The organism is Longibacter sp. (assembly GCF_051155795.1).
In the GTDB taxonomy this organism is placed as follows: Bacteria; Bacteroidota; Rhodothermia; order Rhodothermales; family Salinibacteraceae; genus Longibacter.
Map to the genome: position 1 here is coordinate 1 of NZ_DAXETW010000085.1, position 11,307 is coordinate 11,307.

At 62.3% G+C, this 11,307-nt stretch carries 10 protein-coding genes; 5 read left to right on the top strand and 5 right to left on the bottom strand.

Annotated features, from left to right (window positions below; translation table 11 throughout):
- The coding region (locus ACFCU0_RS09065; RefSeq protein WP_434973345.1) for a LytR/AlgR family response regulator transcription factor at positions 1 to 227 on the bottom strand (227 nt) is incomplete at its 3' end.
- A gap of 237 nt (positions 228 to 464) precedes the next feature.
- Here ACFCU0_RS09065 and ACFCU0_RS09070 point away from each other — a divergent pair.
- Positions 465 to 1,433, top strand: a complete 969-nt coding sequence (locus tag ACFCU0_RS09070; protein WP_434973346.1) for a Spy/CpxP family protein refolding chaperone — start codon at positions 465 to 467, stop codon at positions 1,431 to 1,433.
- 125 nt (positions 1,434 to 1,558) lie between these two features.
- Here the strand turns inward: ACFCU0_RS09070 and ACFCU0_RS09075 are convergent, their stop codons facing one another.
- Entirely contained in the window at positions 1,559 to 2,998 is a 1,440-nt protein-coding gene (locus ACFCU0_RS09075; RefSeq protein ID WP_434973347.1) for a mercuric reductase, read from the bottom strand.
- Between the two features lie 243 nt (positions 2,999 to 3,241).
- Between ACFCU0_RS09075 and ACFCU0_RS09080 the strand changes: the two genes are divergently transcribed.
- Positions 3,242 to 3,631, top strand: coding sequence for a hypothetical protein (locus ACFCU0_RS09080; RefSeq protein WP_434973348.1), 390 nt, complete (start codon positions 3,242 to 3,244; stop codon positions 3,629 to 3,631).
- A gap of 148 nt (positions 3,632 to 3,779) precedes the next feature.
- Here the strand turns inward: ACFCU0_RS09080 and ACFCU0_RS09085 are convergent, their stop codons facing one another.
- From ACFCU0_RS09085 to ACFCU0_RS09095, 3 genes are all read right to left on the bottom strand, one after another.
- Positions 3,780 to 5,120: an acyl-CoA dehydrogenase family protein gene (locus tag ACFCU0_RS09085; RefSeq protein WP_434973349.1), complete on the bottom strand. Its 1,341-nt coding sequence runs from the start codon at positions 5,118 to 5,120 to the stop codon at positions 3,780 to 3,782.
- A 746-nt stretch (positions 5,121 to 5,866) separates the two neighbouring features.
- Positions 5,867 to 6,862 (bottom strand): DUF4249 domain-containing protein, encoded by a 996-nt coding sequence (locus ACFCU0_RS09090; protein ID WP_434973350.1) that lies wholly within the window; start codon positions 6,860 to 6,862, stop codon positions 5,867 to 5,869.
- 35 nt (positions 6,863 to 6,897) lie between these two features.
- Entirely contained in the window at positions 6,898 to 9,234 is a 2,337-nt protein-coding gene (locus ACFCU0_RS09095) for a TonB-dependent receptor (RefSeq protein WP_434973351.1), read from the bottom strand.
- 700 nt (positions 9,235 to 9,934) lie between these two features.
- Here ACFCU0_RS09095 and ACFCU0_RS09100 point away from each other — a divergent pair.
- The 3 genes from ACFCU0_RS09100 to ACFCU0_RS09110 all read left to right on the top strand — a co-directional run.
- The gene (locus tag ACFCU0_RS09100; protein ID WP_434973352.1) at positions 9,935 to 10,525 is read left to right on the top strand and encodes an RNA polymerase sigma factor; all 591 of its coding nucleotides are present in this window, start codon (positions 9,935 to 9,937) and stop codon (positions 10,523 to 10,525) included.
- Positions 10,522 to 10,950: an anti-sigma factor family protein gene (locus ACFCU0_RS09105; RefSeq protein ID WP_434973353.1), complete on the top strand. Its 429-nt coding sequence runs from the start codon at positions 10,522 to 10,524 to the stop codon at positions 10,948 to 10,950. The genes ACFCU0_RS09100 and ACFCU0_RS09105 overlap by 4 nt, the downstream gene beginning before the upstream one ends.
- A 45-nt stretch (positions 10,951 to 10,995) precedes the next feature.
- Positions 10,996 to 11,307, top strand: a 312-nt coding sequence (locus ACFCU0_RS09110; protein WP_434973354.1) for a hypothetical protein, incomplete at its 3' end; no start/stop codon positions are given.

Sequence of the window (11,307 nt, forward strand, 5' to 3'; positions counted from 1 at the left end):
ATGTCGGCCAGTTCGAGTCCCGACATGCCGGGCATTTCGATGTCGAGAATGACCAGGTCGACGTGCTCGTCCTGGAGCGTCGTTTTTGCTTCGTCCGCGTCCGCACAGATGCCGGCCAGTTCGAGGTCCGGGTGCCGCGAGACGTAGCGCGCCATCACGGAACGAGCCGTGGGATCGTCATCAACGACGAGGCAGCAATACGGGGAAGAAGGGGATGGAGTAGACATGGTGCCGAAGGGGGCGGTACGGATAGAAGCGGGGGGCGGAACGCCGGGCGTCATCGGGGCCTCGCCAATGGCGTGTTGGAGAACGGCGGTCAGGATTTCGGAGCGCGGTGACCAGTCGTTTATTGTTTCTTCATAAATGAGATGAAATGAATCAGTGCCGTTTTCGATCTAACCGGTGAATCCAAGGCAGTGAAGGGCAGTCCAGAACCGATCATCCATCCAAGACAGCATTCAGCCATGACATCAGCCAGCTACATTTCCATCCAAGAAACCGGCATGCGACGCGTGGTTCGCCTTTTCGCGTTGCTTACGGCCGTCGCAATATTCGCGTGGAGTACCGGGACGCCGGCCGTTGCCCAGCAGGTGGACATTCCGGCCGAGACCGTCGATGCGGCGGTGGCAGCGGCAACCGACGCCGGACTTTCAGACGCACAGTCGGAGGCGATTCGGTCGATCCTTGAGCAAATCGAGCGGCAGCCTGGGGCGCTGTGGTCCGCCGCGGGCGCCATTCACGACGAGCTGGGCACCACCGGTACGCTCGCGTATGCCCGGGCGCTGCAAACCGACAACCTTGAGGCTCGCACGGACCGGCGAATGGAGCGCCGGCAGGCGAACCGGGGCCGTCAGGGAGACCGACCCGGGCCCGCCGATCGCCTGTCGCAGGTCGTGGACCTGACCGAGGAGCAGCAGTCCGAGGTGGACGAGATCCACAGCGCGTACCGGGAGCGGATGCGCGATCTTCGCGCGGAAGATGCCGGGCGGCCGTCCATGGAAACGCGCGAGGAAATGCGGTCGCTCCGGGAAGAGATGCGAGCCGAGATCCGGTCGGTGCTGACGGACGAACAGATTCAGGAAATCGAAGAACAGCGTGCGACCCGTCGTTCAGAGCAAGAAGCGCGCCGGGAGGAGGCGATGGCGGTGCGAGACGACGTTCTGGGGCTGTCGGCCGATCAGAAGGCTCAGCTCGACACGATTCGGGCGCGTCACAGAGAGGCCCGACAGGCGGCTCGCGAGGAAGGGGAGCGGGTCCGTCGTCCTATGGCGCGCCGTGCCGCAGGGCGGGCGGAGGTTGCAGCCATCCTGGATGACGACCAGGAGGCTGTGTTCACCCTCTATCACGCTCTCCGAGGGACGATTGGCGTTCAGGGGATGGGCCGCGGCGACGGGCCGGGTCCGCGTGGTCCCCGAGGTGCAAACGGCCGGTAGACCATATCAACTAGACGACGTCATCACGAAGAACCGGAGCAATGTGCCCGGTCGGGTCACGAGGGCGGTGCCCTCTTCCCGGCCGGGCATTGCTCTGCCCTGTGGGAACCGGACGGGCCATGTGCTTATGATCCGCGCGTTGCCCGAACCCTCTCGTCGTCGATCTGGGAAAACAGGTTGTTCAGCGACTCGGCGAAGGTCGGATGGCTGAAGACGCCATCTCGGAGCGCGTCGTAGCGCAGGTTGCCCATCATGGCGACCTGGAGAAGCGAGGCAATTTCCCCACCTTCCGGGCCCAGGATCGTGGCGCCAAGGATCTGTCCGGACTGGTTGTCGACGACCGCTTCCATGAAGCCCCGGGTTTCGCCGGTCTCGATGGCTCGTGCCACGCTCGACATCTGCATGCGTGCCACCTGCACATCGTGCCCAGCCTCGCGGGCCTGAGCGGCGGTCTGCCCGATGCGACCGAGCTGCGGGTCGATGAACACGGTGTAGGGGACCGGGCGATCCTCTGTTGACCGGTCGACGCCGTCGAGCCAGCGGTCGCGCAGGATCCTGTAGTCATCGTAGGAGATGTGAGTGAAGGCGGCGCCTCCCGTCACGTCACCGATGGCGAAGACGCCATTCGCGGAGGTCTCCAGCTGGTCGTTGGTGACGACATGGCCACGGTTATCCGTGTCGACGCCGGTTGCCTCGAGGCCGAGGTCGTCCGTATTGGGTCGGCGCCCGGCAGCGACGAGGATGTGGGTTCCGCGCAGTCGCCGCGGGCACTTCGGGCCGTCGATAGCAGCCGAAAGCGTCCCGTCGCTGTGTCGGATGATCGATGTGATGGCACTTTCGAGGTGGACGTGGAGTCCCTCGTCGGTCAGGATGTCCCGGATGGCGTCGGCCGTCTCCGCGTCCTCGCGACCGAGGAGCTGCTCGCCCCGCTCGATGATCGTGACATCCGCGCCGAAGCGGTGGAACATCTGACCGAACTCCAGGCCGATGTACCCGCCGCCGAGGACGATGAGGTGATCCGGGACGTCGTCCAGTTCCATAATGGACGTGGAGGTCAGTACCCCGTCCTCCTCGATGCCATCGATGGGTGGCAAGAATGGGCGGGCGCCGGTGTTGATGACGATCCGATCGCCTTCGAGCGTCCGCACGCTGCCATCATGCAGCGTTACCTCGACGGTTCGCTCGTCGACGAATTCGGCGTGCCCCTCGACGAGATCCAGTTTCTCGTGGTCCGTGAGCGAGGAGCGGCTTCCGTCCCGAAACATGTCGACGATCCCCTGCTTCCGCTCGCGAACGGCCGCTTGATCGACAGACACCTCTCCGGTGTTGACCCCGTAGTCTTTGGCTCGTCGTGCCAGGTGCGCAACGCGGGCACTGGCCACCATGGTCTTCGTCGGCGTGCAGCCTTCGTTGATGCATGTCCCGCCGACGTGCTTCCGCTCCACGATCGCGACGGAGTGACCGGCTTCGGCCATTTTCCCCGCCAGTGGGCCGCCGCCCTGACCTGCACCGATCACGATGAGATCAACGGATTCAGTGGAAGGATCACTCGTCGAAGAAGCCATCACGAAATATAGCCTGGCGGAAAACGATCGCGGTCGGAGGCCTGTCGCCCCCGGTTCGGGGCTTTTGTGCACGCGCCTCCGTCATCGTTTCACCAGAGTGCCAGAACGATGTTCACTGTTTCTGCACAACGCTCCGCGATGGACCGGAACCGGCGGCGCGAACGGGCCGACCAGTGAGGAACGCATGTCGGCGCCGTTCGTGGATCCAACGGTCCGCTTGCTTCCCCTGAATCTACCACACCCATGCTGTCCGACGACAACCTGCAGGAACTTGAGCGCCACGTGAACGCCTGCGACGAGGCGCGTGAACAGCTTCAGTCGGCGCTCGACGAGGCCGAGGACGTGGGCACCGATGCACCGGCTGAGAAGAAGGCCGCCGCCCTTAAACCCGTCGCGGATGCCATCAAGCAGTGGCGCGAGCACCAGAAGGCGTTCATGGATGCCGTGGAAGCGTCCGAGGCCCCGGACGTCCCGATGGCTTCGCTTTTCCTGAAGAACAATGCCGACGTCGACGCGACCAACGCGCGCCGGGGCCTGCCGGGAGCGCACGTCGAGGGCACCGATCAGCCGTTCGACCTCGACCTGACCGGTACCCGCGGGACGATCCTGACGAACGCGATTATGGAGTTGTGAGGTTTGGGTGTGAGGTGCGGGGTCTGAGGTGCCGTTTATTCGGTATTCCAGCGGTGCACGGCGGTGCTACGCTGGGGCGCATGGTAAATCTGCACGCTCCCAATTCCACAAACAACCCACGATCTACGACCCACGACCAGCGCAGCCGTCAAACAAACGCGCTCTGGCCGGTAATCCCTCGGCCGACGATCAGCGCGTTCATTTCGCGAGAGCCCTCGTAGGCGTATACGGCCTCGGCGTCGGCGAAGAGGCGCGCGACATCGTGTTCGAGCAAGATTCCGTTGCCGCCCATCAGGCCGCGGGCGATCGAGACGACCTCGCGCATCGTGTCGCAGCACCACACCTTCGCCAGGCTGGCGCGCTCCGGCGTGATGTAGCCGTCGCGGGCCTCCTGGCGGCCGAGTTGCATGACGAACGTCTGGAGTGCCGTCACCTTGCCGAGCATGCGAACGAGCTGGTCCTGCACCATCTGGAACGAGGTGATGCGCTTGCCGAACTGAATGCGCTCGTTGCAATATTCCAGTGCCTTCTCGTAGGCACCGGCGGCGAGTCCGGCGGCTTCCCACGCCACGCCGGCCCGGCAGGAGGCCAGCTGCAGTCCCACATCGGCAAACTTCTCCACGCCTGGCAGGCGGTTCGCCTCCGGCACCTCCACGTCGTTCATCTCGATCAGCACGTTTTCGACGGCGCGCTTGGAGATCTTGCCGGGTAGCTTTTCGACCTCGTAGCCGTCCGTGCCGAGTTCGACCAGAAAGCCCTTGACGTTACCGTCGCGCGTATCCCGCGCCCAGATGACGTTAACATCGGCGAACGTCGCGTTACCCGACCATTTCTTGGCGCCGTTCAGGATCCACGTGTCGCCTTTCTTCTCCGCGGTGGTCTCCAGGCCCCGCGAAGCGTCGGAGCCGTGCTTCGGTTCGGTCAGCGCCCACGATCCGATCATGTCGAAGGTCTCCATCGGGCGCAGGTATTTCTCTTTCTGCGCGTCCGAGCCGAACATGGCCAGCGAGCCCATCGACAGTCCCGTGTGCACACCCCAGAAGGTGCAGAACGACGGATCGACGCGTGACATCTCGTAGCTCACGAGTCCGACGGCGATCGGGTCTTCCGGCGGGAAGGTGTAGCCGTCGGTCATGATGTCGGCGAACAGATCGCCGGCTGCGGGGATCAAGTCGCGCGGGAAGACGCCTTTCTCCCATGCCTCGTTTGCACGGGGGGCCACCGTCTCCTCCATGAACGTGCGCACCTGTTGCCGGACATGCTGTTGCTTTTCCGTCAGGTCCTCGAACACGTCGTAGAAGTCGCCGTCGACCGGTGGGGGCTCCGGCGACCGCTGAGGGCGAGCCGGACGCGCACCCTGCGAGAGACGCTCGAGGTCGCGGGCGTCGAGGTCATCGAGCCGGTCGAGCAGGGCCGATACGTCCGTTTTCTCGGAAAGGCGGGCGAGCTGCTCGGGATCGATGCCGAGGCGTTCGGGCGTGGCTTCCATGGCGGAGGGGAAAGGTGAGCGGGTCATGGGCAAAGTTATTGTATTGCCTTCATCCGACCTTCTTCCCGCCGTGAGTCAGAGTTATCCCGTTCGTTACGGCTGGTATCGTCTGTCTCGTCGTTTCAGTTGCCGATAAACGTGAAGCAGAAAATCACCATGGGTGCGACTTCGCTCCGCTGGCGTCGGCGCCCCGTCTCTCCCTCTCTCTCTCGGCTTTTCCCTTTTGCCTTTCCCTATTCACACATTCGTACGTTCACACCGCCGTCCCATGCGTGCCCGTCGTGCCGGACGCCTCCGTCAGGCAGCTGTGATCCGGCATCTCGTCGGGGCCGGCGGGTTGGTGGGTGCCGAGCACTCGGTATGTGTCTTCTTCCCCTGGCTCATTTCTTTGAGCAACCAAAAAAAACGAGCCGCAAAGAAAGCCGCACCAAACCGGTACTAGCTCGCTGCGCTCACGTCGCCGGCTGTCCGCGCTTCGTCTAGCGTTGCGCTCAAGACGACGAACCGCGAAAGGCCGGGAGGCACCACTTGTAAATCCATGCCGGCGGCGCCATGGCCAGAGTCTGGAGCAGCCACAGAGGTAATGGACGGACGTAACGGACAGACGTACAGGTGCAGCTGCGAACCCAGCCCCCAGACCTCACACGCCTTCGCCCTATCCCCCTTTCTCCCCCTCACCCTTTCCCCCCTCGCCCTTTCTCCCCTTCCCCCATCCCCACCCGCCTGCGAGCCCGTCAACCAGGTTTTCAGGGCGCGACAGTCTCCGATGGAACGACAAACGTCTGCAGGTAGCGTCCGGCGAACAGTCCGTACCCTGATTCGACGTTCGAGTGCAGGTTGATCGGTTCCGCAAACGGATTCACGTCCGTCTCCTCGAAGGTGCGGACGGACACGAGGTAGTTGTACAGGTCCTTGCTGAGCACGCCGAACTCGACTTTGAAGTACGGATACGGACTTTCCTCCTGGTCCGGGGCGAGAAATTCCTCTACGACCAGGTCGATTTCGTGCGTTCGCCCGTCGAACAGTGCGTCTTGGAAATAAGCCCGACTGAGCTCGGCATCACCATTGGAGTCCAGATCCGTCGGCGTCTCGTTGATAATCGATCGATCCCGCGTCGCGAAGCGAACTTCTGTACTGCTGATATTACCAATCTGGGCAATCCGTACCCAGTAATAGTTTTCCTTGCCGGGCGGGTCCTGGATACGAAGCGTGATCGTTCGCTCCTGCTGCACGGACGGCGGATCGACCCATGAGTCTTCGACACGGCGTGCGGCCGAGGTGACGGTTACGGGAACGGGTGCAGGGACGCGGCTGGTAGCCTCCACAGGAGGAAAGCCCTTCGCGTCGACGCGTACGGTGTACGTCTCGCCGGGGAGTGGATGACGATTCAGTTCCGCATATCCTCCTGAGCTCGGGGTGCGAGAGCCCAAGATCGTTTCATACGTAAGCGTGTCGGTGTAGCTGAGCTCGATCGGCGCGGCACCCGCGGGTTCGACGGATACCGTAGCATCGTCGATCGTAAATTCCGGCGCCTCCAGGTCGGCGGTCTCGAAGGCACTCGTCGACTGGCTCACTTCAACGACCCAGCGTTGATCATTTGCGAAGAAGCTGTTCACAACGAGCTGGGGCTCGTGGTCCGTCGTTTCCACATCGACGGTCGACTCGCAGCCGGTGGCGACCAGAAGAACCAAAGCGAGAGCCCAGACGGGGAGAGATGAAGCAGGGTTCATAGGACGAGTCATCGGCAGAGAAGGGGTTGTTAGCCGTGGCACGGTAGCTAAAACGAGAAACGATAGTTGACCGATGGCAGAATCGGGAAGAGGGATACCTGTGTTGCCTTGAGTCCGTCTGAGTACTCCTGCGTGTACATGAAAAACGGATTCTTGCGATTGTAGACGTTGTAGAGCCCGAGATGTAGCGCGTGCTCGTTCTTGCCTGACCACGTGAATGTGGCGCCGAAATCGAGACGGTGGTAAGCCCGCATGCGATAGCCGTTGCGCTCGTCGTAGGTCTTTACCGCGACATTGGGAACAGGCAGGCCTCCTCGCTGGGTGAGGCCGGGCACGCGGTGGCGGGCGGTGGGTAGCGTGATGGCATCGCCCGTTCCGTAGATCCACGTTCCCGAGAGGCTGATCATGTCGGTCAGGTCGTGGGTGACAACTGCTGAGACGTCGTGCCGGCGATCATACCGGTAGAGGAACGGGTCGCCTTCGTTGAGATCATCGAACTCCCGCATCGTCCACGACAGCGTGTAGCCGACCCAGCCGGTGGTACGGCCCTTCTGGCGTCGGAGCAACACCTCCGCGCCGTACGACCATCCATCGCCGGATACCACCACGTCTTGCCAGTCCTCGTCGGCACCGAGTGTGAATGCGGCGCCCTCCTCGTATGCGATGAGGTTGCGCATCTCCTTGTAGTAGCCCTCCGTGGTGAGCTCGAAGGCGTCCTTGCCGAACGTGTGCGCGAATCCGGCGGCAACCTGCTGGGATGTTTGCGGCTTGACGCGGTCGGTTGATGGCACCCACAGGTCGGTAGGCAGACCGGTGGAGCTGTTTGTGAGCAGGTGAATGTTCTGCTCCATGGCGGCGTACGACGCTTTGATCGACCAGCGCGGTGCGAGGCGATAGCGGGCAGCGATACGCGGTTGAACCGAGGTGTAAAACGAGTTTTCGACGTCGAATCCCGTGATACGCAGGCCTACGTTCGTGGACAGGCGAGATGTTATGTCGATGTCATCCTCTGCGTAGAGCGCCGCCTCGAGCCCGCGCGTGGACGGGCTGGGAGCCAGCGTTGTGTCGGCAACACTGGCGCCACCGGATTCGCGGTACTGCGTCGCGCCGGGTCGAAAGCTGTGGAGCGTGACGACCCCGCCGAACCGGATGTGATGCCTCGGGGTCGGCACGTAGTCGAGGTCGACCCGCGTGCCGACGTCCCGGATGCCCGACCGGTACTGTAAGGCATAGCTCGCTTCCTCGGTGCCGTCCGGGGTCGCGTTGGTTGACGCGTCGCGCGAGTCAATATCGAACTGGTACTCGCTGTAGAGCAGGGAGAAGCTCCCGAAGAGCCGGCTGTTGAAAATGTGATTCCACCGAAGCGTTGAGGCGATATTTCCCCACCCAAAGTCGAAGTCGAACCGCTCATCGCCCGTGGCTTCGCTCTGTTCATAATAGGTGCGGTAGAAGCGGTCGTCGCCTGCGTAGGCGCTCCAGATAATCTGGTCGACGGATGAAAGACGATGATTGATCTTCGCATTGACGTCGTAAAAGTAGTATCCGACAAGGTCGTCTCCTGACTGGAAGGGTCGCGCCAGAACATCGGCATAGGTGCGCCGGCCGGAAACCATGAACGACGTCTGGTCTTCTTTAATCGGACCCTGAACGGCCAGACGCGAGGCAAGCAGACCCACTGCGCCGTCGGTTTCAAATGACTTCAGGTTGCCGTCGTCCATGTTGATCTCGACAACCGACGAGAGGCGTCCGCCGTAGCGAGCCGGGAAGCCACCCTTGATGAGCTTCACGTTGTTCACGACATCGGCGTTGAAGACGGACAGAAAACCGAACAGGTGCGAGACGTTGTAGAGCGGCGCGCCGTCGAGCAGAATCAGGTTCTGGTCGGGACTTCCGCCACGGACGTAGAGGCCACTCGAGCCCTCCGTACCAGACTTGGCACCGGGGAGGAGCTGCAGCGTCTTGATTACGTCCGTCTCGCCGAGCAGTACGGGCACCTGCTGAATCTTCGCCAATGGCATGTCGATGGCGCTCATCTGCGTTTGATTGAGCACCGAGGGTCTTCGGTTGCCGACCACTTCGACTTCCTCCAAAGCTAGATCGGTCGGTTGCAGTTCGATCGTGACGTGCCGGTCCGCTCCGAGTTGGAGGTTTAATGTCTGGGTTTGATAGCCGAGATACGAGACCGCAAGTTCGACGGAATCGGCCGGAAGCGTGAGGCTGAAAAAGCCCTGCTGGTTCGTGGTCGTCCCGATTGATCTGGCGAATACGTACACGTTCGCGCCGACGAGGTACTCGCCATCGGTGGCATCCACGACGTACCCGCTGAGTGTGTGGCGGGAGGACGTTGCGGCCTGGGCGCTTGCGCCGGTTGGCATTGTCGCCATCAAGAGGAGGATGAGCAGGTAGATCAAGCTTCCCCCGTTACGGGACCCGCGGCGAACGATGGCCCGACATCGTACACAAACCATAATAAAACGGATGCAATATGCATAAGAACACAACCCATTATAAGTATCTTACATATTAATTTCTACGCAGGTGGAAAATAAATATTTTATTCAGGGCTTGTCGGGTGCCGTTTTCTTGTTGTCGGATTGAGAGGGACATGTTGTCGGATTCCCTGCACCCTTTCGATCGGCTCCTATCGACTGCGTTATTGGCTGACGTTTTCTGTCTGGTGCCTATCGGAACCGAAAAAGAAACGGTTTGGGGGAAACCGTCTTCGTTGCGCGGCGGCGGCGGCCGTATTTTGACGACGAAAAGGTGGGAGACGCGGGTCGAGCGAGGGTCCACGGTTGTGCCTGAAGCCCATCGTGTCCGCTTGATGTGCACATTTGGCTGACGTGGAGTGGAGCACAGGTGCGCACGGGGGCGTGTGGTCATTTAGATCGTGCAGCGTTCTGTTCGGCCGGAGCCCGCCCCGTTCATGAACTGGCTTCCGTATCGATACGTGATTGTTTGGATTGTGTGAAAGGCGGCGATTTTCGGAGGTCGGATGGAATGGAATGCGTCCCCACCCGATCTAAGCATTGTTCGGTTTGTCCTCGCCCTTCACCGGTTTCTGTTCGATCCAACGCGTTCCCTGTGTCTGCTTCCGACCCGTCCGATGCCGACTTGATCGACCGTGCCCGGGACGGTCAGTCGTGGGCGTTTCGGCAACTGGTCGAGCGATATGAGGACCAGGTGGCGGCGACGGTGATCGGGATGCTGGGGCCGGGTCCGGAAGCGGATGATGTGGGCCAGGAGACGTTTATCCGGTTCTACGAATCGCTGGACCAGTATCGCGGAGACGCGGAGTTAGGTACGTACCTGACGCGAATCGCGATTAACCAGTCCCTGAAGGCGCTGAAGAGGCGGAAGCGGTGGTACGACCGCTTCTGGAGTCGAGACGCCGAACCGGACACCGCGCTCAGCCGCGAGCCGCCCGTACCTGGAGACGAAGAGATCGACGCGCGGGACCGCGCCGAGCTCGTGCACAGAGCCCTCGAGCACCTGTCGGACGATCACCGCGCCGTCGTCGTGCTCCGACTACTGGACGGGTATTCGACCCGTGAGACGGCCGAAATGCTGGACATTCCAGAAGGAACCGTGATGTCGCGCCTGTACCGGGCTACATCGACCCTCGAATCCCTGCTGCGACCCTACCTTTCGCCCGACGATCTACCCTCCCGATGACACCTTCCAACGACGCATCCGACCATCGTCTCCTGCGCTACCTGATGGGCGAACTGTCGCCCGCGGACAAGGACCGCATGGAGGCCCGCCTGGCTGAGGACACGAACATGCGTGCTCGGCTCGACCGTCTCCGCGCGCTACATCATACGATGAAGGTTCCGGAACGCCGCTTTGAGACCGGGTTCGCCGTCCGCGTCATGGACCGCGTGCGGCAGGCAGATCCGGTGCCCGCCTTCGACCGGATGCTGCAGACGGTCTTCCTTCGGCTTGCTGTCGTGGTTCTGCTGATGATCACCGGCGTCGGTGGCTACAACCTTGCGACCCACGACGACGCGTCGGCGTCGACAGTGGAGGCGGTCCTCGGGCTGCCGGACGTAACGTTGACGGCGGCTGCTCACGACACGCTCGTTCCGTCGGACGAATAGCCGTACGCGCACGGTCACCTTCCCTCTCGCTTTGCCCCGCCTGTTATGCCCTGGATGTCGTTTTCCCCGCGAACGAAGTCGGTCCTGCTTCTGGTCGTGACGCTCTTGCTCGGCATCGTGCTGGGGGGCGTCCTGACGGGCTGGTGGGTGCAGAACCGGGCCGACCGGGTCCGCGCCCTCCGGACGCCCTCGGGCTTCGTCGAGCGAGTGGTAGAGCGGGTAGAGCCCACGTCTGCAGCGCAAAGGGACAGCGTGGAAGTGATCGCGCGGCGTGCGGCGCGGCAACTGGAGCGGCTACGGCGTTCGCACCGGCAGCAGACGATGACGGTCCTGGACTCGATGCGAGTGGAGCTACGG

What these genes read in the sequence shown, in the direction of transcription:
- ACFCU0_RS09090 (WP_434973350.1), bottom strand. Translation starts at nt 6,862, where the DNA reads ATGACTCGTCCTATGAACCCTGCTTCATCTCTCCCCGTCTGGGCTCTC.
- ACFCU0_RS09075 (WP_434973347.1), bottom strand. Translation starts at nt 2,998, where the DNA reads ATGGCTTCTTCGACGAGTGATCCTTCCACTGAATCCGTTGATCTCATC.
- ACFCU0_RS09095 (WP_434973351.1), bottom strand. Translation starts at nt 9,234, where the DNA reads ATGGCGACAATGCCAACCGGCGCAAGCGCCCAGGCCGCAACGTCCTCC.
- ACFCU0_RS09105 (WP_434973353.1), top strand. Translation starts at nt 10,522, where the DNA reads ATGACACCTTCCAACGACGCATCCGACCATCGTCTCCTGCGCTACCTG.
- ACFCU0_RS09070 (WP_434973346.1), top strand. Translation starts at nt 465, where the DNA reads ATGACATCAGCCAGCTACATTTCCATCCAAGAAACCGGCATGCGACGC.
- ACFCU0_RS09080 (WP_434973348.1), top strand. Translation starts at nt 3,242, where the DNA reads ATGCTGTCCGACGACAACCTGCAGGAACTTGAGCGCCACGTGAACGCC.
- ACFCU0_RS09085 (WP_434973349.1), bottom strand. Translation starts at nt 5,120, where the DNA reads ATGGAAGCCACGCCCGAACGCCTCGGCATCGATCCCGAGCAGCTCGCC.